At 61.7% G+C, this 21,203-nt stretch carries 23 protein-coding genes and 1 other RNA gene; 4 read left to right on the forward strand and 20 right to left on the reverse strand.

What is annotated here, in order from left to right:
- Positions 1-79 precede the first annotated feature (79 nt).
- The gene (locus tag K9F62_10080) at positions 80-553 is read left to right on the forward strand and encodes a hypothetical protein (GenBank protein UJX42995.1); all 474 of its coding nucleotides are present in this window, start codon (positions 80-82) and stop codon (positions 551-553) included.
- 19 nt (positions 554-572) lie between these two features.
- On the opposite strand, the gene K9F62_10085 is transcribed toward K9F62_10080, so the two are convergent.
- The 4 genes from K9F62_10085 to K9F62_10100 all read right to left on the reverse strand — a co-directional run bounded on the left by K9F62_10085 (position 573) and on the right by K9F62_10100 (position 1,577).
- Positions 573-638, reverse strand: an RNA gene (locus K9F62_10085) — hammerhead ribozyme type II.
- Positions 638-832 carry a hypothetical protein gene (locus K9F62_10090; protein UJX42996.1) on the reverse strand — a complete coding sequence of 65 codons (195 nt, stop codon included), beginning with the start codon at positions 830-832 and terminating at the stop codon, positions 638-640. Before K9F62_10090 ends, K9F62_10085 begins: the two co-directional genes overlap by 1 nt.
- A 98-nt stretch (positions 833-930) precedes the next feature.
- A complete protein-coding gene (locus K9F62_10095) occupies positions 931-1,146 on the reverse strand; it encodes an XRE family transcriptional regulator (GenBank protein ID UJX42997.1) in 216 nt (71 codons plus the stop codon).
- The gene (locus tag K9F62_10100; protein UJX42998.1) at positions 1,143-1,577 is read right to left on the reverse strand and encodes a hypothetical protein; all 435 of its coding nucleotides are present in this window, start codon (positions 1,575-1,577) and stop codon (positions 1,143-1,145) included. The genes K9F62_10095 and K9F62_10100 overlap by 4 nt, the downstream gene beginning before the upstream one ends.
- 227 nt (positions 1,578-1,804) lie before the next feature.
- On the opposite strand from K9F62_10100, the gene K9F62_10105 reads away from it, so the two are divergent.
- Positions 1,805-2,581, forward strand: a complete 777-nt coding sequence (locus K9F62_10105; GenBank protein UJX42999.1) for a helix-turn-helix domain-containing protein — start codon at positions 1,805-1,807, stop codon at positions 2,579-2,581.
- Between the two features lie 429 nt (positions 2,582-3,010).
- Here the strand turns inward: K9F62_10105 and K9F62_10110 are convergent, their stop codons facing one another.
- From K9F62_10110 to K9F62_10140, 7 genes are all read right to left on the reverse strand, one after another.
- Positions 3,011-4,375 (reverse strand): GGDEF domain-containing protein, encoded by a 1,365-nt coding sequence (locus tag K9F62_10110; GenBank protein ID UJX43000.1) that lies wholly within the window; start codon positions 4,373-4,375, stop codon positions 3,011-3,013.
- A 488-nt stretch (positions 4,376-4,863) separates the two neighbouring features.
- Positions 4,864-5,736, reverse strand: a complete 873-nt coding sequence (locus K9F62_10115) for a hypothetical protein (GenBank protein UJX43001.1) — start codon at positions 5,734-5,736, stop codon at positions 4,864-4,866.
- A gap of 12 nt (positions 5,737-5,748) precedes the next feature.
- Positions 5,749-6,000, reverse strand: coding sequence for a hypothetical protein (locus K9F62_10120; protein UJX43002.1), 252 nt, complete (start codon positions 5,998-6,000; stop codon positions 5,749-5,751).
- A gap of 71 nt (positions 6,001-6,071) precedes the next feature.
- Positions 6,072-6,410 carry a hypothetical protein gene (locus K9F62_10125; protein UJX43003.1) on the reverse strand — a complete coding sequence of 113 codons (339 nt, stop codon included), beginning with the start codon at positions 6,408-6,410 and terminating at the stop codon, positions 6,072-6,074.
- A 22-nt stretch (positions 6,411-6,432) separates the two neighbouring features.
- Positions 6,433-7,461 carry a sulfite exporter TauE/SafE family protein gene (locus K9F62_10130; protein UJX43004.1) on the reverse strand — a complete coding sequence of 343 codons (1,029 nt, stop codon included), beginning with the start codon at positions 7,459-7,461 and terminating at the stop codon, positions 6,433-6,435.
- 27 nt (positions 7,462-7,488) lie between these two features.
- The gene (locus K9F62_10135; GenBank protein UJX43005.1) at positions 7,489-7,788 is read right to left on the reverse strand and encodes a hypothetical protein; all 300 of its coding nucleotides are present in this window, start codon (positions 7,786-7,788) and stop codon (positions 7,489-7,491) included.
- A gap of 21 nt (positions 7,789-7,809) precedes the next feature.
- Positions 7,810-8,220 carry a universal stress protein gene (locus K9F62_10140; GenBank protein ID UJX43006.1) on the reverse strand — a complete coding sequence of 137 codons (411 nt, stop codon included), beginning with the start codon at positions 8,218-8,220 and terminating at the stop codon, positions 7,810-7,812.
- A gap of 83 nt (positions 8,221-8,303) precedes the next feature.
- Here K9F62_10140 and K9F62_10145 point away from each other — a divergent pair, with 83 nt between their 5' ends.
- Both K9F62_10145 and K9F62_10150 read left to right on the forward strand, forming a co-directional pair.
- On the forward strand, positions 8,304-8,483 hold the full coding sequence (locus K9F62_10145; GenBank protein ID UJX43007.1) for a hypothetical protein: 180 nt from the start codon (positions 8,304-8,306) through the stop codon (positions 8,481-8,483).
- A 136-nt stretch (positions 8,484-8,619) separates the two neighbouring features.
- Positions 8,620-11,052 (forward strand): sigma 54-interacting transcriptional regulator, encoded by a 2,433-nt coding sequence (locus tag K9F62_10150; GenBank protein ID UJX43008.1) that lies wholly within the window; start codon positions 8,620-8,622, stop codon positions 11,050-11,052.
- Between the two features lie 10 nt (positions 11,053-11,062).
- Here K9F62_10150 and K9F62_10155 read toward each other — a convergent pair whose 3' ends face one another.
- The 9 genes from K9F62_10155 to K9F62_10195 form a co-directional block, all read right to left on the reverse strand.
- Complete coding sequence (locus tag K9F62_10155) at positions 11,063-11,272, reverse strand: hypothetical protein (GenBank protein UJX43009.1); 210 nt, start codon at positions 11,270-11,272, stop codon at positions 11,063-11,065.
- 41 nt (positions 11,273-11,313) lie between these two features.
- Positions 11,314-11,700, reverse strand: a complete 387-nt coding sequence (locus K9F62_10160; GenBank protein UJX43010.1) for a thioesterase — start codon at positions 11,698-11,700, stop codon at positions 11,314-11,316.
- Between the two features lie 132 nt (positions 11,701-11,832).
- Positions 11,833-12,006 carry a Flp family type IVb pilin gene (locus tag K9F62_10165; GenBank protein ID UJX43011.1) on the reverse strand — a complete coding sequence of 58 codons (174 nt, stop codon included), beginning with the start codon at positions 12,004-12,006 and terminating at the stop codon, positions 11,833-11,835.
- Positions 12,007-12,414: 408 nt separating this feature from the next.
- Complete coding sequence (locus tag K9F62_10170; protein UJX43012.1) at positions 12,415-12,588, reverse strand: Flp family type IVb pilin; 174 nt, start codon at positions 12,586-12,588, stop codon at positions 12,415-12,417.
- A gap of 218 nt (positions 12,589-12,806) precedes the next feature.
- Positions 12,807-15,017, reverse strand: a complete 2,211-nt coding sequence (locus K9F62_10175; protein ID UJX43013.1) for a hypothetical protein — start codon at positions 15,015-15,017, stop codon at positions 12,807-12,809.
- Between the two features lie 19 nt (positions 15,018-15,036).
- The gene (locus tag K9F62_10180; protein UJX43014.1) at positions 15,037-16,374 is read right to left on the reverse strand and encodes an ArsB/NhaD family transporter; all 1,338 of its coding nucleotides are present in this window, start codon (positions 16,372-16,374) and stop codon (positions 15,037-15,039) included.
- Between the two features lie 5 nt (positions 16,375-16,379).
- Positions 16,380-16,841, reverse strand: a complete 462-nt coding sequence (locus K9F62_10185) for a CBS domain-containing protein (GenBank protein UJX43015.1) — start codon at positions 16,839-16,841, stop codon at positions 16,380-16,382.
- A gap of 73 nt (positions 16,842-16,914) precedes the next feature.
- Entirely contained in the window at positions 16,915-17,916 is a 1,002-nt protein-coding gene (locus K9F62_10190) for a D-glycerate dehydrogenase (GenBank protein UJX43016.1), read from the reverse strand.
- Positions 17,917-18,094: 178 nt separating this feature from the next.
- A complete protein-coding gene (locus K9F62_10195) occupies positions 18,095-19,867 on the reverse strand; it encodes a hypothetical protein (protein ID UJX43017.1) in 1,773 nt (590 codons plus the stop codon).
- Between the last annotated feature and the right edge of the window lie 1,336 nt (positions 19,868-21,203).

Consider the following 21,203-nt stretch of genomic DNA (forward strand, 5'->3'; position numbering starts at 1 on the left):
GTGCCGCCGTCCGCTTGTCGTGGCTACAGGCCCTTGGTACGAAGAATCGAGAGACGAACAGCTGTCGGGAGACACCGCCGTGACACACAAACGCTTACCGAACCTTGAGCCGCCCATCGGATATGACGACCTTGAACAGCGTCTTTTTGAAGTCCGTGACCGGATTTATGAAGCCTATGATCGAGACGAACTTGTAAAGCCCGCCTTTGATTTGTCAGAACAATTTTGGAGCAACACCGCTTTGCGAGAAGCAACGGCCGAAGTTCTTCTAGGGTGTATTGTGTGGACAGAAGCAGGGCGATCGAGCGCCGAATTGCTTCGGGACTGCTTGCCCGAAATAAGAGAACTACAGGTGTACGCGCTGAATTCTCTCCTGAAGTACACGCAACTGAAAGCACACACCCAAAAAGGGGTGATCCTGAGCCGGGGTAGTCTGGTAGATGCATGGATACATCTGCTTGTGGAATTTCGTGAAGCTCTTGTCCGAGAATCGGATCATTGGATTTGGCGAGTACAACAACCCGATTATGTTCCTGATAATTTTTTTGATTAGACATTATAAAACTCCACGTTATCGGCTGCTCATCAGGCCGGACGCGCCACCGTCCGACGACCGCCCGCGAAGGGCGGTTTCGCGCTATTCGCCCAAAAATTGCGTAAGCAGATTCGTAGCCATGTAGGCGGAACCGTTGTCGACCATCGACACCTGGACTCCACACAGGCAGACAAGCGCCGCCCGAACCGCCATTTCCGGCAGGCCGTTTTGCCTCAAAACCTGGGCAATCTGTTCCATCTCTTCCGCCTTCCCGGTCATCCGCTTCCGCTTGCTCATCACCAGCCTCCTTTCCGTTTGATATCTTCCGCGCCCCGCTCTGGCGGTCTTGCCGCTCGGCCCCTGGCTTCGCGAAAGCGCGGAAATTATAGAGCGGCCTAGGCCGCTTGCTTGTCCTTGGTCTCCGGCAGGGCGAGCCATTTCACTGGACAGCCGGCGTCCACGAGTCCCTGCAAGGCCTGACTGTTATTGCGGCGGCCCCAGATGGTGTCGGACATGTGCTGACGGGGTACGCCGGCAAAATGGGCGAGCGTGGCGACGGAGACGCCCTTGCGCGCCATCCAGGCTTTGATTTCCCTGCTGTTACGCTTCATAGTTCCGTCTCGATCTTGCGTTTGCGCGCCCGCAGGCGCTTGATTTCCTGTTCCGTCCGCGCCCACTCTAGAAGCTTGGCATCCTCGCCATCGATCACCCGCCATCCCTTTCCATGAGACCTGACCAGCAGGGCCAACGGCTCGGGCGTGCCGAAGACGTGGCAAAACAGGTTGAGCGCGCGCACGCTCGGCACGTAGTCGGGCGCTTGCGGGTTAAGCCACTTTTCGAAGGTGGCCAGCCCAAGCTCCTTGGAGCTTCCGGCCGCCAGCCGGACCCCGAACCGTCGCGCAGCTTCATTGAGCCTATCAACGGCCTCGGCCCGCGATAGCCCCGCCGCTTGGACGATCCGATCCATGGACATCGCAATGTCCGCGTCCGGATTGAGCTCGGGGAGTTCGAGCAGGCTGAGTTGTCGGGCTTGGGCTGCCAAATCCTATTTCTCCGATCCAAATTTTCCCGGGGCCTGGACATTGAGGATTTCCGCCGCCCCTGTTAGCTATGGGCTGACGGGTCAAGTGACCCCGGACAGGGTTAGGATTAGAACCTAATATTGTGAAGGTCAACAGTATTTTTAGGTTGCATATTCAAAAAAATGTAACAATTTAGGTTTCCACTTCTAACATGTTGATATTAAAAAACTAAAAAGGTGATATCTAGATGACCCCAGAGGTTGCAAATTTAGTTGCAAATTCCGACTCAGAATTAGCAACTCGGTTCGACGAAATCTTCGCACGCTTGAAGCAAGCAGTTGGGGCACAAACAGACATCGAGCTTGGGACTTCTTTAGGTTTAAAACAACAAACAATTTCAACTACTAAGCGGAGAAAACAGCTTCCGGCGATATGGATAACAAGAGCATCCCTCGCATATGGGATCTCTTCGGATTGGATTCTGTATGGTACTGGCTCCATGCGGCGGGGAGAAAGCCAACTTGCCCCGGAATCCGGGCAAAAGCCGACGGGCAGTCTCGAGGATGAACGCCGGTGGATGAGCGCTGAAGCCGCGCCAGAGCTGGGATACGAGCTGGTGCCGAAGGTCCGGGCGCGGTTGTGTGCCGGCACGGGCAGCCTGGAGACGGAAGGGGAAGTGATCGGCCTCTATGCGTTCAAGCGAGAGTTCTTGAAGCGCAAAGGGCACCCCAAGAAAATGGTGCTGATGGATGTTGTCGGTGACAGCATGGAACCGGAAATCTTCTCTGGAGATACTGTACTAATCGACGAAAGCCAGCGCGAAATAATATCTGGTGGCCTCTTTGCGGTGGGTATTGATTCGGCAGTGCTCGTGAAATACGTCGATGCTTTGCCTGGAAAGCTCAGTTTTCGCAGTAGGAACGAGCGTTATAATCCAATCGAAGTCGATATGGCTGGCGATCTGGCCAACATGGTGCGCATCATCGGCCGCGTGGTCTGGAGTTGCCGCGAGTACGTCCGCTAGCCATCTCACTTTGCCTGATATTTTTGGCCCCTCAGACGGCCAATTTCTCATCTTGCCCTTTGACTGCCTGGTGCGCCGCGCCGATGTCCCAAAGCCCACGTCCGGCCTATGTTTAGCCTAGGTTGGTCCTGTCCGATCTAGGCCCCACGCCATTTCTCACTTTGCCTGACTCCCCACAGTCATCTGACGACAGAGCCCATGGGGGGCGCGTCTTATTTTTTCACTCCCCTGGGGATCGTGGATTGGAAGGCATCCGGCAAGAGGGGCAGGTGCCTCGCAGGCTGCCCGAAATCGTTTGGAGCGCTCGGTCCGGCCTCGGGGGCGACACGTGCGCGCACCCATCTGCCCCCCGGAGATCATGCTGGTCGTCTGTGCGTGCAGATCGGCTTCCGTCGAAAGTCGACTACAATTTATAGTCAATAATCCTCGTTATTCGAAGGTTTTTCCATTCCAGGAAACGACCCTGTTTCTTCCTGCGTTTTTTGCTTCATAGAGGGCCTTGTCAGCATAATACATAATGTCGGAAAGATTCTGATCCTCTTTGCGTTCGACTATTCCAATGGATACAGTGAATGCAATACTGCCATCAGGCCCGTCGACATTTAATTGAGCCAGAGTTTGTCTGAGCCGTTCAGCGATTTGTCCCGCGCCTTCTGAAGTGGTCTCAGGTAAGATCGCCGCGAATTCTTCACCGCCAACCCTTCCAAACACATCTGTCTGGCGAAAGAGTTTTCGACATTCTGCGGAAAGGACTCTTAGAACATCGTCGCCTATGGCATGTCCAAAAGTGTCATTAATAATTTTAAAATGATCAATATCAAGCATGAGAAAAGATACAGGTCTGTCATAGCGTTCTGAATGAACAATTTCTTCCTCGGCTCTTTCCAGAAAGCGATGGCGGTTGTTCGCGCCAGTGAGAGCGTCGGTGGTGGCGAGATGGTTTAACTGAAATTCCAATTGCTTTCGCCTGGTGATGTCGTCAAGAATTATCAAAATTCCAGAAAATTTACCTGATACATCCAACATATGGGCAAGAAATACATCGAAGTATTGATTCGCACCGAAGGAGTCTATCTTTACCTCTAATCTATGGGAAAGAGCATCTCCTGCGGAAAATGAACGTACTGCGTCTTTCAGCCAAGGCAAATAATCATCGAGAGGCTTACGAAGTCCCTCAGCTTCCCGGTTTAACGTACTGTGTCCTCCAGAGTAATACATTTCTCCTGAGTCCATACCTAATCCAAGTAAATCGGTGGCTGAAAGGTTCATGCTGTCCAGCAAGCCTTCCTTGTCGATCAAAAATACAGGACGAGGAGTACTTTCAAATACGGTAAGATACTTATTCTTTTCATTTGATAGACGACGATTTGCTTTTTCAAGTCTTGAAATTTGTTCGGAATCTTCTGTGGTTACCCACTCGGCGCACAAGGCGATTTCAAAGCGATCGAAGCTCCTTAAGATAAAACGAATCCATGGTTGTTTGAATTCTTCATCTCCCTTCTCTGTTAACAGGTCGATATACGTATCTCTATAATACTTGAGAAGTCCAAGAAACATACTCAAGTTAATACCGCGCTCACGATGTCGCTTGGCCTCGAGCCTTCCGAATTCTGTAACGGAATCGGTGGTGTAGTCTTCATCTGGGTTGAATTGTGGCTCTCCCTCCCCATGCCTGTAACGAGCCATGCACAGGGCAGCTGTCAGGCCGGATATGGACATACGCCAAGCATCAAGTAATGTTGAAGTATATTTGGTAAAGTCATGTTGCTTGGCATATGAAAGAATACGCTCCATAAGCCAAGCCTCATTGTCTCGCAAAAATTGTGGGAGTTGATCCACCGCGCATTCTCCGAATGGATTGTAAATTTCAAGCTTCTACAAGTATGCGCTTCGAATGATTTTTAAAATTTCGTTAGAACATACTATATATAAAAGATGCTAGATAAAATAATAGCTCATGAAGACGGTCCGCTGCAACACTTTGTTATGCCCTTGGCCTCACGACCTTTGCGGAAAAATGTGGGCACTGACCACGGTGCCTATAGCCCTTCTCCCCCTCGCATGCCTGTCGGGTGAGCCCACTCTGGGGGCTGTCGGCTCTGTGGCGCCCGGTCCGGGGACGGCGTGCCCGCAATCGCTCCCCAAATGCGGACGAGGCCGGGGAGATGTTCTCTCCCCGGCCTCGTCCGTCATCAATGGTCGTCCTGTCTTTTCCTTATTGGATATGGCCCCCCACGCTGCGCCATGAGCGTCCGGGGGAACCTGGGCCCTGTGATCCCGCGTCAGCCGTCCGCCTCGCCCGGGGCGGCGTCTCCGGCCGCATCCGGGGACACGGGCGTGCGCGACACCACGTGGAACGGGGAAATGTCGGCATCGAGCCCCACTTTCGATTCGGAAGATTCCTTGGCCACGCGCAGGGCCGTCAGCGTGCCCACCCGGCGCAGTTTCGGGTCGAGCACGGACAGCGTGTCGCCCTCCCGCACCCCGTGGGCGCTGCCAAGACCAAAGAGGATGTCCCAGTGGTCCTTCGCCTTGGCCAGCTTGTAGATGGGGCCGAGGCCCTCGGCATGCAGCCGCTCTTCTTCCTTGCCGGCCCGGCGGTAGGCGTACACCAACAGCAGGGCGGCCAGGGGAATAATGGCCATCACCACCCACCAGGGGCCAAAGCCCAGGAAGCGTTCGGAACGCGACACGTAGCTTCCCCGCATGGCGGCGGCGTCGGGGAACACGTCGACCATCACCATGGAGCGTTCCTGGTCCGGTCCCGGCGGATGCAGCTGTTCCTTGGGGAAGACCGTCACGGCATAGTGGCCGGGAGGCGTTTGCGGGCTCACCGTGAACACGCCGCGCCAGACGCGGCCGCGCAATTCCTGGAAGTGGACGGCGATGCCGGGCGCATCGGCGTGGATGGCCAGCACCTTGTCGTTGAGCAGGGCAATCCGCTCGTTCTCCTCGTCCGGATCGTCGGAGCGGGGCCGGGCGTAAACATTCTGGACGGACTCGGGAAGTTTGCCCACCACTTCATGGTGTTCTCCGGGCAGGCTGCGCAAAACGTCCGAGCGGGCGTCGAAGACGAGGTAGAGCACGACATCCGCGATGGTTGCCAGGAAAAGGACGAACAGGAGCACCGACAGCCGCGGCAAAATGTGTCGCATGGCGCCTCCGCGCTACTGCGCCAGGGGTTCGGCCTGCTGCGCGGCCTTCATGTCCCGTGCTTCCAGGCGCTTGATGCGCCACAGCACGATGTAGGCGAGGGCGATGGTGGGCACGAAGAGCGGCACGTAGCAGTGCAGAAACGTCTCGGAAAAATCGGCCGTGGTGTTGAAGCATTTCGAAAAAGTGTAGGTCAGCTCGGCGATGATCAGGACGTCCATGGTGATCAGGGTGACGGCCCGCTTGGCGGCGTGGGACAGGGACATGGCGCACACTCCTTGGAGAGTAAGGCGGAAGCGCCCCGTTTCCGGAACGCCTCCGCCGATTGGGGTGGGGGTTACTTTTTGCGCAGGTCCTGCTTGGAGACATTCATGACCTTGGCGGCCTTCTTCTTCTCGCCTTCCACGGTGTAGGCGATGCGCAGGATGTCGCCGGGCTGGGGCGGAATCCCGATCTTGGCCTCGCTGACGTCATAGACGGTCTGGATGCCGGTGGACTTGCCGTAGGGGCTCGCGGGGCCGAAGTTGGTGTCGTAGGCTTCGATCTTGATGGTTTTCTGGGCGTTGTTGCTTTCCAGGCATTTCCCCTGGACCACGCTGAAGGCCAGGGCCTGTCCGGCCGCGAATATCAGGCCGAGGGCCAGGGCCAGGGCGACAAGGGTATGTTGACGGCGCATGGCGGTTCCTCCGTTGACTGGGTTAGGCGGATTGTTCCCGGGCTTTCTTGGCGCGCAGTTCCTGGGCCGCGCCGGAGAGCATGATCCTGATGATCCACAGGCAGATGAGCGTGATGGTTCCGAGAATGACCACCGTGGCCGCGGCGTTGAACTTGAACTGCTTGAGGATGATGGAGAGCATGCAGCACAAGACGGCCACGCCGAAGGCCAGGCGGATGCCGTAGCCCTTGGCGTACTTGGTGGCCACGGTGCCGATCTGGGCGCCGATGGCCGCGCCGGAGAGCATCACGAAGACGGCCACGAGTTCGATGCGTCCCTTGAGGGCGTAGGTGAACGAGCCGTAAAGGCCGGAGATCATGACCTCGAAGAGGTCGGTGCCCACGGCGATGTGGGTCGGGCAGCCGATGAGGTAGACCAGGGCCGGCATGCGGAAGAGACCGCCGCCGATGCCGAGGAAGCCCGCCAGCACGCCGGTGAGGTAGCTGACCAGGATGGGCAGCCAGACCGAGCAGGTGAAGCCGGCCGTCTTGAAGTACATCATGGGCGGGATGTTGATCCGCTGCATGGTCTTGTACCAGGTCAGGCCTTCGCCGCTCTCCCCACTACTATTATTCTTTTTCTTGCTGGTCGCCTTGTGATAGTCATAAAAGACCATCCAGGAAATCAGGGCCAAAAGCACCACGTACACCCAGCGCACGACCGGCCCGATGGTGCCTAGCCGCTCGAGTTTCATGACGATCTGGGCGCCGCATTCGATGCCGATCATGGTGCCGATCAGCATGACGAAGCCGAGTTTGTAGTCCACGTTGCCGAATTTGGCGTGGCGCATGGTGGAGATCATCGATTTGCCGGCGATGTGGGCGATGTCGGTGCCGATGGCGAAGGCCATGGGAAAACCCAGGATGTTAAGGCCCGGCGTGACCATCCAGGCGCCGGCCATGCCGAAGAAACCGCCGATGACGCCGACCGAGAAGCCGATCAGCACGAGGCCGGGCCATAAAATTTCCACACCCGCGATGGGCATGTACAGGTAAAGCCAACTGGTATCCATGGCGTATCCTCCTTGCAGGGTGTGGCGCTAGTTTTCGATGATCTTGCGGGACTTGAGGTCAAGCCCGGTACGGGACATGATGAAGTCCATGAGCACGCCGAGGAAGCAGCCGTAGCCGGCGGTCAGCACCACGGCCCATACCGCGAACAGCACTGGGTTGAAGTTGTAGAGGTCGGCGAAGTATTTCAGGACCTCCGAAGTGATGACACGCGTATCGGCCACGACGACCAGTTCGCTCGCCCCACCACCGGCGGCCAGGGCCAGCGCCGGAATGAGCAATCCCGAAAGCAGGGTCAATCCCGTTACCCAGAACGTGCGACGCAACATACGTACCTCCAGCGGTTGCAGTTATTTAACCACGAACACGGAACAGGGAGAGTGGGCCACCACGCCCTGGGCGACGCTGCCGACCAGCAGACGCTCCAGCCTGGATTTGCCCTTATGTCCGATGACGATGCGATCCGCCTTCATTTCCTTGGCGTAGGTCACGATGGAATTGGCCGGCGATTCGCTTTGCTCCACATGGGTCTCGGCGCGCACCCCCTTGGCGGCGGCGGCTTCCTTTGCCGTGGCCACGGTCTTTTCGGCTACAGCCCGCAGCTTGTCGTTCATGCCCGGCGGCATGTCGTCGATATCGTCGAGCAGCGAGGCCACGGAGATGATGGTGAGCTCGGCCGCTTTGTCGACGGCCATGGCAACGGCTGTTTCCAGGACTTTTCCGGCAAAGGCGGAATCGTCGATGGCCACGAGGATTTTCATGGAGCACGCCCTCTCTTTATAGGTTGCGGCGATCGGGTACGGGCCACGCTGGCCCGGCGATTGTTCCAAAAAGAGCAATCGCCATGCCAGCAGCCTTTTTTGCCAAATATAGCCTTTTTATTTCGTATAGATACCGGAAATATGGAAAACCGGTATTGACACCTTTGCCGGATTTTGCAAGATGGAAAAAAAGACCTGTATCGGAAAAAGTTCTTGAGATTCCGGTAGAAAGAGAAATCCGGCAAGTTATTGCCGGATACTGACCGGATGGGGATGACGAGGCTGCGGCCGGATTTCGCTCTTTTTTTCACACAGGGGGGGACGGCGATGACCTGGATCGACATACCCAGCCGGATACAAGCCCGATTTCTCCCGTTTTATGCGCCAAACAAGCTGCGTGTGCGAACGAAGCTTTTGGCCGTGCTCATTCCCTCCATGGTGGCTATTCTGCTTGTCACGGGCTACGTCACCTACATTTTCTCGCAACAATTCCTGCAAGAAGCCCTGGAACGTAGCGGGATCGTGCAAACCCTGGCCTTGTCCAAGGCCCTGGAAGACGCCTTGGCCCGGGGCCGGCGCGACCTGCTTTTTTTCGCCGGCGAAAGGCCGACCGCCGAGGCCATGGCCGCCTATCTCTCGCGGATAAACGCCCTGCGCCCCTTTCCCTACTGTGAATTCGGCTACCTGGATCTGGAAGGCCACGAGCACGTCTATTACGTCACCTTGCACGGCAAGGCGGTCCGGCTGCCGGACGCCGCCATCCCGGACATCCGGCCGAGTCCCTTCCGCCTGGTGGAGGAAGCGCGCGGGCTGGGCCCCGGCCAGGTCGTCCTCGGTCCCCTGGCCCAGCTCGACTACCACCTGACCCTCGGCACGGGCGAGGACGTGGCCATGGGCGACGAGGTCTACCGCCTGATCACGCCCCGCGCCGACGCCGCCGGCCGGATCGTGGGCGTGTACATCCTGAGCATCGGGGCCCGGGACCTGCGCAACATCCTGTCGCTGTACAACTCCATTCACTCGCCCCTGCACGGCTTCGAGCGCAGCCTGGAAGTCCGGTTCAGTTTCCTCTTCGACACCGAGGGCTGGGTGCTGTTCCAGTCGGCCGATGTCGGCGATCCCGGCCTGGAGCTCACCACGTATCTGGCCAGGGCCGGCTACTCCGGAACGCTCGGGCGGCGCGGCATGGAATCGGCCTTTCGGCCCGAGTCCCATTACAAGCATTTCTGGCGGATGATCGGCGACGTGCGCGAGGGCAAAAGCGGCATCATCGACCAGGCCGACGACGGCCAACTCGACGTCGGCGGTTTTCGGGCCAGCTACATGCCCTATGCCCCGGTGCGGTTTGCCTCGTCGGAAAACGGCCCGTTCAAGGTGGTGGCCGGCGTGGCCTACATGGACAAGACGCGCATGACCCTGCGCGCCGGCTACAAGCAGGTGGACGTGGTGTTCATCATCACGCTTTCGGCCATCATCCTGGTCACGGGGCTCATCACCTTGCTCGCCCGGGCCATCACCCGCCCCATTATCGACCTGTCCCGGTCCGTTTCCAGCATCGAGTCCACAAACGGGCTTTCCCCCCTCAAGCTGCCGGACCACGACCACGAGACCACGCTTTTAAAAAACGCCATCAACGCCATGATCGCGGCCTTGCGCCGCCAGTGGGACGAGATCAAAAGCCGCGACAGGAAGATCGAGCAGGTGCGCATGCGCGAGGCGGCCAGCCCGGACCCGGCCATGCTCGGGGGAACGGCCGGGCTTTTCCCGGAAATAAAGGGTGTGGGGCCGCTTCTGGAGCGGCTGCGGGCGGAAGTGGCCAAGGCGGCCCATGTGGATGCCGACGTGCTGGTGACCGGCGAGACGGGTACGGGCAAGCAGCTCGTGGCCGAGGCCATTCACCGCTACAGCCGGCGCGCGGCCAAGCCGTTCATCTCGATCAACTGCGGCGCCTTGGATGAGAATCTGCTGCTCGACACGCTTTTCGGCCACGTCAAGGGGGCTTTCACCGAAGCCCGCTCCGAGCGCAAGGGGGCGTTTCTGGAGGCCGACGGCGGCATCCTGTTCCTCGACGAGGTGCAAAGCGCCACGCCCAAGGTGCAGCAGGCGCTGTTGCGCGCCATCGCCATGCGCCGGGTGCGGCCCCTTGGCAGCGACAAGGAGCTGTCCGTGGACGTGCGCCTCATCGCCGCGTCCAACGTGGATCTGCGCGAGGCCATCGCCGCGGGGGCGTTTCGGGAGGACCTCTATTTCAGGCTCAAGGTCATTGCCGTGTCCACGCCGCCGCTACGGCAACACAAGATGAGCATCTCCGCCCTGGCCCACCATTTCCTCAAGCAGGCCGGCGACACCACGGCCCGGCGGGGGCTTGGGCTGTCGCGGGGGGCGCTGGCCAAGCTGACCGCCTACGACTGGCCGGGCAACATCCGGGAGCTCAAGCACTGCATTTTGCGGGCGGCGGTCATGTCCGAGCACAGCGTCATTCAGGATACGGACATCGTGCTCGAAGCCGACGGCGGCACGTTCGACGCCGCGACGGCGGAGCAGGCGGCCGAGGCGGTCGTCGCCCCGCCCGAATCCTTCGCCGCCGTGTCCATGTCCATCGAACAGGTGGCGCTCAACGCGCGCCAGCGGACGGCGCTTCCCGTCATCGTGCGGGAGGGTTCGGTCACGCGGGGCCGTTACGAGGCGCTTTGCGGCGGCATTCCCCAGCGCACGGCCGTGCACGACCTGCGGGACATGGTGGACAAGGGGCTGCTCGCCCGGCGGGGCAGCGGCCCGGCCACGCGCTACGAACCCACGCCGGCCGGCGTGCTCGCGGCCGGGGAGGAGTAGGGGGGCAGCGTTACTCGACCGGCTCCCAGCATTTGCCGTCGGCCGAGGCCTTGGTCGTGACGGTCTTTCTGGCCCCGCAGTGCCGGCAGAAGACCTCCACCGTGCGGGTGGTTTCCGTGCTGGCCGCTTCCGAGGAACGAAGCGCCGGCTTGTTGCAGAAGATGCAGTCGAACTCGGGTTCCTTGTCGATGGGCGCGGGCTGGTGCAGGGTAAAGCTCATGGTTCCTCCCTTCGGCAGGCCTGGGACGCCTTGACGGCGCGTTATCGGTCCAGAACGTGATGCGACGGGATGACGCAGGTAAACGTCCCGCCAAGGACCATAGTCGCTTCGCGGCGCACCGTCACCTCCACCAGCCGTTTTTTCCCTTCCCCCTCCGTGACGGTGGCTTCGGCCGCGATCTCCTCGCCCACGACCACCGGGGCCGTGAAGCGGACCGTGGCCGCGCCGAGGACCACCAGCGGGTCGTTGACCGCGAGCATGGCGGCATGGTCGGCCAGACCGAAGACGAAGCCGCCGTGCACCAGTCCCCGGTCGTCGGCGGCCATGGCCGGCAGCGTGGCCAGCCGGACCACGGCCCGGCCCGGGGACAGTTCCACGGGCGTGCCGCAAAGGGCCAGGTCGATGCCGAGATGGGTGTTTCGTTGCATGGGCGCTCCTTGACCCGAACATGCCAAAAGCGCCAGGCGAGAGCAACGGCGCGAGGTCGCAAAAAAGGCCGCTCCCCGGGAAGGGGGCGGCCTTTTTTGCGAGCGGGAAATGGCTGCCGATCAGGACGTGGCCTAGCCGGCGGGCTTGATCTTTTCGGTGATGGTGGTGAAGGTCGTGCTCAACTGCTGCCCCAGGCTGGAGACGACGCCGACGATGACGGCGGCGATCAGGGCGACCATGAGGCCGTATTCCACCGCGGTGGCTCCTTCCTCGTCACGAACGAACTTGGTGATGGCGCGCAGCATGGTTTTTCTCCCCTTTCTTTATATGTGGCTTGCCGGTTGTATCCGTTGCCGATCTTGACAGGGTATAAAGCACGGGGCGTGCCAGACCGGTGATTTTGGGCAATAGCCCGCAGTGACTGGATAAAAAAGCATACTGCCTCGATGATGTTCCCGGATACGTGGAACGGCGGGCAGCCATTCCCGAATTTGTGGAAACGGCGTCGGGCGTGGCGTTCTTGCACGCGGGCAGCGAGTAGGGACGCGACGCCGCTCGGCCTGGTGGCGTTCGGAAACAAGGCCGTGCCGACGCGGCCCAGGCGCCTGTTCGCGCCCGGAGCCGGCGGCAGGGCCTTTTCACCTAAAAAAAGCCGCCCCGGGAAGGGGGCGGCCTTTTTGCGAGCGAGAAATGGCTGCCGATCAGGACGTGGCCTAGCCGGCGGGCTTGATCTTTTCGGTGATGGTGGTGAAGGTCGTGCTCAACTGCTGCCCCAGGCTGGAGACGACGCCGACGATAACGGCGGCGATCAGGGCGACCATGAGGCCGTATTCCACCGCGGTGGCTCCTTCTTCGTCACGAACGAACTTGGTGATGGTGCGCAGCATGGTTTTTCTCCCCTTTCTTTATATGTGGATTGCCGGTTGTGTATCCGTTGCCGATCTTGACAAGTCATAAAGCACGGGGCGTGCCAGTTTCGCACAAATAAAGAATATGCTGTAATAACAGCGAAAAATACTTTTTGCCTGGATGGACTGTCTCGAAAAAATAGAAAACCGTGAGTGTGTTCCAAAAAACATGGAACCAGGGGGCGTGGTCTTTTCGATCAGCGCGGGCCGGGCGAGGGTACGGCCTGAGCGGCCGTATCCGGGGATAAGGCCGCGCCGACGAGGCCCAGGCGCTTGGTCGCGCCCGGAGTCGGCGGAAGGGTCTGCAAAGTGAGGCGGGATTCCCCCGGCGGCAGGCGCAGGGTCAGCGTGACGGGCGTGGAAAGGCGCGTGGCGTCGATTTCCTGCGTCAATCCCGGCCCCGTGAGCCGCACGCGCACGGGCGTCATGGCCACGAGGTTGCACGTGAGGCGCGCCACGACCGGTTTCCCGCGGCTGTTGGTCAGCCGCAACACCCCGCTGTCGCCCACCCAGACGATGGGGCCGCTGATGGAGTGCTCCGGCGGCGAGCAGCCCTCGCCGAAGCGCAGGGTGAGGTCCGAGGGCGCGGCCACGGCCAGCCGCCAGGACGGCACGACAGCCACCGAAGCCACGGGAATGGCCCGACCCGTGATCGTCGTTTCCGAGAGTTTCCGGCGCCCCATGGCCATGGCCGGGGTCAGCCGCCAGGCGCCGGCGTCCTCGTAGAGGATGTCGGGATAGCGGTTGGTGGCGTCGCTTACGACGTGGACGGCGTCGGCCAGCAGCCCGGGCTGGTCCGGGTGCGGGGCGTAGGGATCGGGACCCGGCGGGCCAAGGCGCGTCACCCGGGCCAGGAGAATGGACGTCACCGCATCCGTCGGCGCGGACAACCGGCGCAGGGCATAGACGGGCAGGTCCGGGGGGCTGGCCGGATCGACGGTTTCGAGGACATGCACCCGCTTGCCCGCGTGGTGGGAAAACCAGGCCTCCCAGTAGCCGGGATGGGTGATCTCCACGTTGACCGTAGTGAAAAGGTCCGGGGCGATGAGGGTCGCGCCGTCCGGCAGGGCGCCGAAATCCGGGCTCTTGGCCGCGAGCTGGGCCATGCGCCAGCGCGAGGCGGCGGCGATCTTGCTTTCGAGCACCGAAGCGTTGACCGAGGCGTTTACCAGCGCCATGGCGGCGGCCAAAACGGCCAGACCGGCGGCAAGCCCCTGGCGGGCCCGGCCGGAAAGCCGGCCGCACAGCCACAGGGCGGCCAGGGCCAGGGCGATGGCCCAGGCATAGGCGGAAAAGGTCGAGGTGACGTACCAGGTGATGCCGTGGGTGGTCGGCTCCTGGTACTTGGGCGACAGGCTGATAAGGAAATTGGGGCAGTAGGCGGCGTAGAGCACAAGGCACGCCGGGAGGAGCCGCGCGCGCGGACGGTCCGGGCCGCGCGTGAGCAGATGGTAGGCGAGTCCGCCGGTGACGACCGAGAGGCCCAGCCAGGCCGGGGCCAGGCGCGGCCAGTTGCCCGCGAGCTGGCGCAGGTAGCCGGCGAAGTCGAGGACCAGGGCGGACGTGATGACCGGAAAGCGGTTGACGTAGTCGACGTCGAGGTGAAACGCGCCAAGGGGCAGGGCGCTTTGACTGTAGGCCAACACCGTTTCCAGGATGCGCAGCGGGCTTGAGAGGTCCAGGGCGTTGCCGTCGTACTGGGAGGGGTGCAGGGCGCGGTAGGTGAGGTAGACGACGAGATAGACCGCCAGGTCGATGTTGGCCCGGACCATGGTCCGCAGCCGCTCCCGTTTGGGCCGGCCGTACCGTTCCCCGGCCAGCCAGATGACGGCGCATAAAAGCGGCGCGTAGCACAAAAACGCCTCGAAATGGCAGTAGGCGGCAAAGGCCAGCAGGTTGGCCAGGACAAGGAGCCGTGTGCGGCCCATGCGCCCGTGCCGCCACAGGCAGTAGGCCGCCCAGGTGATGCACAGCAGCCCCGAATCGAAGACCAGCGGATAGGACGAGACGATGTTGTGGTGCCAGTTGTCCTGGTAAAAGGCCGTGGCGAAGAGCATGGCCAGCAGCCCGAGCGCCGGCAGCCCGGCCACGGTCGCCGCGAGAAAGGCGCACGAGGCCATGGCCGCGGCGAAGACCGTCAGCGATATCGCCTTGCGCGCCGGTTCGCTGTCCAGATGGTAGGGCAGGGAGGTGAGCCCCACGTGCAGATAGTGGTGGAAGCGGCCGCTCCCGGCGGCCAGCTCGCCCGCAAAGGCGATCAGGCTGCCGGTGATGACGTGCTGCTCGTAGACGAGGTCGTCGCTGGTGGTGGCCCCGGTGCGCACCTGCCCGGCAAAGGCCAGCAAGAACACCGCCGCCAGACAGGACAGAAGAAGGGCGCGGACGGCGGGCGACGTGGCCTTGGGCATGGGCGCGGGGGGCACCGGCTCAGACCTTGAGCAGGTAGTAGCGCACGTAGATGTAGATCATGGACAAAAAGATGGTGGCCAGGGTCACGGGCGCGCCGTACTTGAGGAATCGGACAAACGAGATCTTGTGCCCGGCCTTTTCCGAAAGCCCGACCACGATGACGTTGGCCGAAGCCCCGATGGCCGTGCCGTTGCCGCCCAGGCAGGCGCCAAGGGCCAGGGACCACCACACCGGCAGCATGGTGGGATGGGTGTAGAGCGCCTGTCCGGAAAGACCCGTGGCCGGGCCGAGGACCTTGTCCGCCAGTTCGGCCAGAAGCGGGTTCATGGTGGCCACGAACGGGATGTTGTCCACGATGGCCGAGGCGATGCCGGAAAACCAGACCATGACCATGGACAGGGTGAGCATGGAGTCCTTGGTCGGGTGGGTCAGCGCGATGACCTTCTGGGAGAAAAGCTCGATGAGCCCGGCTTTGACCGTGCCGCCGATGATGATGAAAAGGCCCATGAAGAAGAAGATGGTGGGCCATTCCACTTCCTCGAGCACCTTTTGCGGGTCCTGCCCGGAAATCAGCAGCAACGTCGCGGCTCCGAGCAGGGCCACGGTGGCCGGTTCGTAGTGGAGAATGCCGTGGAGCATGAAGCCGCAGATGGTGAGCGCCAGGACGAAGCCGCTTTTTTTGAGCAGCGCCGGGTCCTTGATGAGCGCCCTTTCGTTCATGGCCAGGATGCGGGCCTTTTGGGCCGCGCCCACGTGCAGCCGTTTGCCGAAGATGACTTTCCAGGAGAGCATCCAGGCGATCATGATGATGACGATGGCCGGGGCGAGGTGACCCAGGAAGTCCATGAAGTCGAGCCCGGCCTTGGAGGCGATCATGATGTTGGGCGGGTCGCCGATCAGCGTCGCCGTGCCGCCGATGTTGGAGGCCAGGGCTTCGGTGATGAGGTAGGGCACGGGGTCGATTTCCAGCTCCCGGGCGACGAGCAGCGTGACCGGGGCCAGAAGCAGCACCGTGGTCACGTTGTCGAGAAAGGCCGAGGAGATGGCCGTGACCACGGCGAAGATGGCCATGATGGCGAAGGGTTCGCCCCGGCCGATCTTGGCCGCCTTGACGGCCACGTACTGGAACACGCCCGTCTTGGTCATGATGTTGACGATGATCATCATGGAAATCAGCAGGAAGATCACGTTCCAGTCCACGCCGAGGTCGGCGTCGTGGAAGGCGTCGTGCTGGGTGAGGACCTTGAAGGCCAGGGTCAGGGCCGCTCCGAAGAGGGCCACCTTGGTCTTGTGGATCTTGTCCGAAACGATGACGGCGTAAGCCAGAACGAAAATGGCGGTAGCAGTCCAGAACATGGCGTCTAAGCCTCGTCTTCAAGGCCGCAACGCTCGGCCAGGTATTTGAGAATGGCCCGGCGGGAAACTTCGCCCACCAGTCTGCCCTTGTCGTCGACAACCGGCAGCACGTTGACCCCGCGCTCGGCGATGAGCGCCTCGGCCTCGAGAAACAGGGCGTCGGGCTTAACGGCCGCGAAATCCGAGGTCATGATCTCGGCGGCCAGCTGGCCCTTGCAGGCGGAAAAGGCCTGGCGCAAGACGGATTCGTCGTCGGGCAGGGCCTTGACCAGATTGGAGTCCAGATAAAACGGAAACATGACCCGCAGGATGTCGTAGCTGCTGATGACGCCAAGGAGCTTGCCGTCCTTGTCCACGACATAGACCAGGCGCGATTCCATCTGCCTATAGGCGGCGAGCAGGGCGGCGAAATCCACATCCGGGCCGATGACGGCCAGGGATTTGTGCATCATGTTGCGTATGCGCATGGGGGCTCCTTGCCTGCGTATGCGGGGCTTCTGGATTTCGGGATTTGGCAATGCGCCCTTTTATCAAATTTTGTCAAGATTGGCGGGGGGCCCCGTCGGCAAGCACCTCCGGATTGAGGCAGGTGGGCGGGGTCTGGCCGGCGAGCATGGCCAGCAGGTTTCGCGCCGCAAGCGCGGCCATGCCGTCGCGGGCCTCCCTGGTCGCCGAGCCGATGTGCGGGGTGACGACCACGTTCGGCAGCGCGGCCATGCCCATGGCCATTTTCGGCTCGAACTCGTAGACGTCGAGGCCGGCCCCGGCCAGCCGTTTTTCCCGCAGGGCAGTAACCAGGGCCGTCTCGTCGATGATGGGGCCGCGTCCGGTGTTGACCAGGATGGCCGTGGGCTTGAGCCTGGCCAGGGCGGCGGCGTTGAAGGCGTGGCGCGTCTCCGGCGTCAGCGGCGCATGGATGCTGATGATGTCGGCCGTGGCCAGGAATTCCTCGAAGGGAAGCCTTTTCGCTCCACATTCGCGTTCCAGGGTTTCGTTGGGACGCCTGCCGCCGCAGGTGACCACGGGCATGGCGAAACCGCGCCCCATCAGGGCCATGGCCGTGCCGATGCGGCCCGGACCGAAAATGCCGAGCGTCTTGCCGCTGACCTCCTGGCCGATGAACTGGAGCGGCCCCCAGCCCGGCCAATTCCCCGAGCGCATGACCGCATCCGAGACCACGATCTGGCGGGCCACGGCGAAAACCAGCGCCCAGGCCAGCTCGGCCGTGGCCGTGGTCAGCACGTCCGGGGTGTTGGATACCGGGACACCCCGGCGGGTGGCCTCGGGCACGTCGATATTGTCGAAGCCCACGGCGTAGTTGGCGTAACCGCGAAGCAGCGGCGCGGCGTCGAAAAAATCGCCGTCGATGCGGTCCGTCAAGAGCCCGATCACGCCGTCGGCCGAGGCGGCATGCTGGAGCAGCTCTGCCCGGTCGAGGGGCCGGTCCTCGGGATTGACCCAAACGTCGCAGGTCTCACGCAATAACGATAACCCGGCTTCAGGGATCCGCCGGGTCACGATGACGCTCGGTCGCTTGGCCATGGCAGGGCCTCCTTGGGAGAGGGGAGGAGGAGGAATGCGAGAGGGGAAACCCTTTTGCAAAGGGTTCTCCCCTCTCGCGCTCTCCCCTTCCTAAAGTTTTTACCGTTACGGATGCCGCTCGACTAACATGCCGTTACTTTTAAAAGTCTTTGGAAGGGGGTCTGGGGGGAACTTTTCTTCAGAAAAGTTCCCCCCAGCTCTTTATACAAATCACACGCCTGTATAACGCCGCGCCGGCGGCGGTGTCGAGCCAGCGCTTGTCCGGGCTGGGTGGCGTTTCGGCGATCATGACGCCTCTGGCCGGGGTGAACGGCGGCAGGGGAACCACGGCCGAGGCCCGCACCCGGCTGGTCGCGGTTTGGGGGCCGTCGATGAGGGCGAGGGTGAAAAAGCCGTAGGGCTTCATGGCGGCGTCGGGGTTGTCGATGCGCAGGAAGGCCAGGTCGGCGGGCTGGGACAGGGCGCAATTGAGGTAATAGGCGTTGCCGCGGCGGGTGATGCTCGTGGCCACGTCCCCGACACGGGTGACCAGGGAGAAAAAGACGATGACGGCCAGGGCCAGGGCCTGGGCGGCGGCGCCGGTGCGAACTAGGCGCGACCGGGCGCCCAGGACCTGCCCCGCCGCGAAAAGTCCGAGCACGGCCGCGACGCCGAGGCCACGGCCCAGGGAGGCGTAGAGCGTCGCCCCTTCGTGGTCCAGGAAATCGTAGGGCAGCAGGTAGCCGAACTGGAAGCAGGGCAGCATCGTAAAAAGCCTGTCAAAGGGCACGGAATAGTTGCGGCTGTCGAGGAAGGCGTTGGGGTATTTGAAAAGGACGCAGGTCAGGCACAGGGACAGCAGGAAAAGCGGCAGGGCCAGCCATTTGTTGATCCGGCCGGGCTCGTCGAGCCAGCGGGCCAGGCCAAAGGCGACAAAGGGCATGGCCGCGGTCCAGTTGCGCGCGGCGTAGGCCTCGCTGCCGTTGGCCCAGAGCATGGTGCAGAAATAGGCCGTGAAAAGAACGAGGATGGTGCCTTCGGGCTGGTCCTTGTCCTTCCAGATGAAACAGGTGAGGCCGATCAGCCCCAGCAGCAAATGGGGGGCGTTGGGAATCAACCCGTGGCGCATGTCGAAGAGGTTGGTCAGCACCCGGTCGGGCACGGCCAGAAAGGTGACGGGAAAGGCGGGGTTGCCGCCGCCCACGGCCAGGCCGAAAAGCGCCTGGTTGTAGAGGAGAAAGAGGGCGAAGAGTCCCCCGGCAATGCCGAACATGGCCAGCTGCCTTGGCCGGGATAACTTTTGGCGAAGGCCGGCGTAGACGATCAGAAAGGCTGTGGCCGCCTCCAGGGACAGTTTGACGTGGACAAAGGGCAGAAGGCACAGGCCGAGCGCGGCCCAGAGTGCATTGGCCGGGTTCTTGTGGCGTCCGGACAGGAAGAACAGGAGCACCAGGCAGTTGCAGGTGAAAAGCAGGATCTCGGCGAAAAAAAGCCGCAGGTAGAAAATGAGCGGGCAGGCAAAAGCCACCCCGGCCACGGCGGCAAGGCTCGGGCCATGGGGGAAACGCCGTCGCAGGGCCTGGTAGAGGATGACGAGTCCGAGCGCCCCCACGGCAAAGGAAAACCAGCGCGCGCCGTCAAGCCCGGCCAGGGTCAGGGCCGGGGACCCCAGGATGGGGTAGATCACGGAATGGATGAGCTTTCCGGCGTGGCCGGCGGGGCTGGTCGCAAGCGGGGTGCGAAGGCCCGCGTCGTCCACCATCTCGCGCCACAGGGCGTCGCTGGGGTGGAAGCCCTGGCCGTGGAAAATGCCGAGGCCATAGGCCGCGTAGCGCACTTCGTCGCCGGTGAAGGCCAGCTTGCCGAGAATGAGCGCGTGCACGGCCCAAAGCGCCAGGAGCAGGGCGGCCAGGGAAACGGCGGCGTCGCCCTTCCCATGGACGCGAGTGTTGGCGGGAGCGGGGCTTTGCATCCGTAATAATGAGGTTTTTTTGGCACCGGCGGCGTTGGAGGGTGAGGCGACAGTCCGGGCCACCTTGCGCCCCGGCCGTGCTGTCGGCGCAAGGTGGCCCAGACGGCGCGTCCTTGTCAACGATGGACAAAAACCGGCTCGGACAGCCGGATTCCAGGCGGTAAGCGTCGGTGAAGTGTCTTTCTGTCGAAGATTTCACTTTACAAACGCGCCGGAAGAATTATCTCTAGAATCAACGGCAACCTCATAAGAGGTGAAACCCGAGCAGGAGGCTACGCCGTCACGAACCCCGTCTCCCATAACAGGCGAAGCGAGTCGCCCACCCCCAAGGCCCAACCGGCTTATGTCGGAGCCTTGAAGGCGAAAGGACTTACCCGATCGCCACGCAAAAGCGCCAACGGTACGGCCGACAGGCCGAGAAAGACCGCCGCAGAAGTTGGGAGCCTGAGGACCTGGAAGCGGGAAACGTACCAGACGGAATACCGGAGGGCAATGCCGATGGGCTTAGACGTCCCATACTCGGCGAAGCGAGTCGCCCCGAAGTGACGGCCGTAAGCAGGCCGGAGTGGTGGCCGAACTTATCCGGTCACCGGGGAGGAGCCAGAGGCCGAAGCGCCCCGGGCCTCTCCAAAGGACACAGGATCCGGAATCAGGCAACAGCCGAACGCAAGATAAACTGGAGGGCAATGCCGACGGGCTTGAAAAACCCATATTCGGCGAAGCGAGTCGCCCCGAAGTGACGGCCGTAAAGGTCGGATAGGCGGTCGGACTTATCCGGTCGCCGGGAGGAGCCAGAGGCCGAAGCGCCCGGGCCCCTTCCACGAAACCAAGGATCCGGAATCTGGCAACAGAAGAGCTTAAGACAAGCCGGAGGGCAATGCCGATGGGCTTATAAGCCCCAAAATCGGCGAAGCGAGTCGCCCACAAGAGACGGTCAGGTAACGGCCGTCCCGGTGAGAGGGCATCCTGGGAAGCGTTGATTGGAAAAATGGCCTGAAAAAATTGGAAAAGGCCAGGACGAAACGCGACAACCAGGCAGTGGCTCCCGGTAAAAGCGATAGCCAATGCGCGCCCGGCGCGCCAAAACGATAAAGACGCAAGATGTTCCCTACCCGGCGAGAAGGCTCGCCGCGCGCACGCGGAACCGGAGGTTCTCTCCGGAACCCGCCCGAGGCAGGAACTGCCCTGCCGTCGGCGCACGGGAAGCGGCCCGGCCGCAACAGCCGGAAAATGCCACGACCCGACAACGAAAGGGTAACGGAAACAGGTTACGGCGTAACGCAACAGTATCGAACCGACCCCGCCTGGTCCGGCAGCGGACCGGACGGGGTCTTTT

Origin of the sequence: Desulfovibrio sp. JY (assembly GCA_021730285.1) — a bacterium.
GTDB lineage: Bacteria > Desulfobacterota > Desulfovibrionia > Desulfovibrionales > Desulfovibrionaceae > Solidesulfovibrio.

What these genes read in the sequence shown, in the direction of transcription:
- K9F62_10090 (UJX42996.1), bottom strand. Translation starts at nt 832, where the DNA reads ATGAGCAAGCGGAAGCGGATGACCGGGAAGGCGGAAGAGATGGAACAG.
- K9F62_10095 (UJX42997.1), bottom strand. Translation starts at nt 1,146, where the DNA reads ATGAAGCGTAACAGCAGGGAAATCAAAGCCTGGATGGCGCGCAAGGGC.
- K9F62_10105 (UJX42999.1), top strand. Translation starts at nt 1,805, where the DNA reads ATGACCCCAGAGGTTGCAAATTTAGTTGCAAATTCCGACTCAGAATTA.
- K9F62_10110 (UJX43000.1), bottom strand. Translation starts at nt 4,375, where the DNA reads ATGGAGCGTATTCTTTCATATGCCAAGCAACATGACTTTACCAAATAT.
- K9F62_10115 (UJX43001.1), bottom strand. Translation starts at nt 5,736, where the DNA reads ATGCGACACATTTTGCCGCGGCTGTCGGTGCTCCTGTTCGTCCTTTTC.
- K9F62_10120 (UJX43002.1), bottom strand. Translation starts at nt 6,000, where the DNA reads ATGTCCCTGTCCCACGCCGCCAAGCGGGCCGTCACCCTGATCACCATG.
- K9F62_10125 (UJX43003.1), bottom strand. Translation starts at nt 6,410, where the DNA reads ATGCGCCGTCAACATACCCTTGTCGCCCTGGCCCTGGCCCTCGGCCTG.
- K9F62_10130 (UJX43004.1), bottom strand. Translation starts at nt 7,461, where the DNA reads ATGGATACCAGTTGGCTTTACCTGTACATGCCCATCGCGGGTGTGGAA.
- K9F62_10135 (UJX43005.1), bottom strand. Translation starts at nt 7,788, where the DNA reads ATGTTGCGTCGCACGTTCTGGGTAACGGGATTGACCCTGCTTTCGGGA.
- K9F62_10140 (UJX43006.1), bottom strand. Translation starts at nt 8,220, where the DNA reads ATGAAAATCCTCGTGGCCATCGACGATTCCGCCTTTGCCGGAAAAGTC.
- K9F62_10145 (UJX43007.1), top strand. Translation starts at nt 8,304, where the DNA reads ATGCCAGCAGCCTTTTTTGCCAAATATAGCCTTTTTATTTCGTATAGA.
- K9F62_10155 (UJX43009.1), bottom strand. Translation starts at nt 11,272, where the DNA reads ATGAGCTTTACCCTGCACCAGCCCGCGCCCATCGACAAGGAACCCGAG.
- K9F62_10160 (UJX43010.1), bottom strand. Translation starts at nt 11,700, where the DNA reads ATGCAACGAAACACCCATCTCGGCATCGACCTGGCCCTTTGCGGCACG.
- K9F62_10165 (UJX43011.1), bottom strand. Translation starts at nt 12,006, where the DNA reads ATGCTGCGCGCCATCACCAAGTTCGTTCGTGACGAGGAAGGAGCCACC.
- K9F62_10170 (UJX43012.1), bottom strand. Translation starts at nt 12,588, where the DNA reads ATGCTGCGCACCATCACCAAGTTCGTTCGTGACGAAGAAGGAGCCACC.
- K9F62_10175 (UJX43013.1), bottom strand. Translation starts at nt 15,017, where the DNA reads ATGCCCAAGGCCACGTCGCCCGCCGTCCGCGCCCTTCTTCTGTCCTGT.
- K9F62_10180 (UJX43014.1), bottom strand. Translation starts at nt 16,374, where the DNA reads ATGTTCTGGACTGCTACCGCCATTTTCGTTCTGGCTTACGCCGTCATC.
- K9F62_10185 (UJX43015.1), bottom strand. Translation starts at nt 16,841, where the DNA reads ATGCGCATACGCAACATGATGCACAAATCCCTGGCCGTCATCGGCCCG.
- K9F62_10190 (UJX43016.1), bottom strand. Translation starts at nt 17,916, where the DNA reads ATGGCCAAGCGACCGAGCGTCATCGTGACCCGGCGGATCCCTGAAGCC.
- K9F62_10195 (UJX43017.1), bottom strand. Translation starts at nt 19,867, where the DNA reads ATGCAAAGCCCCGCTCCCGCCAACACTCGCGTCCATGGGAAGGGCGAC.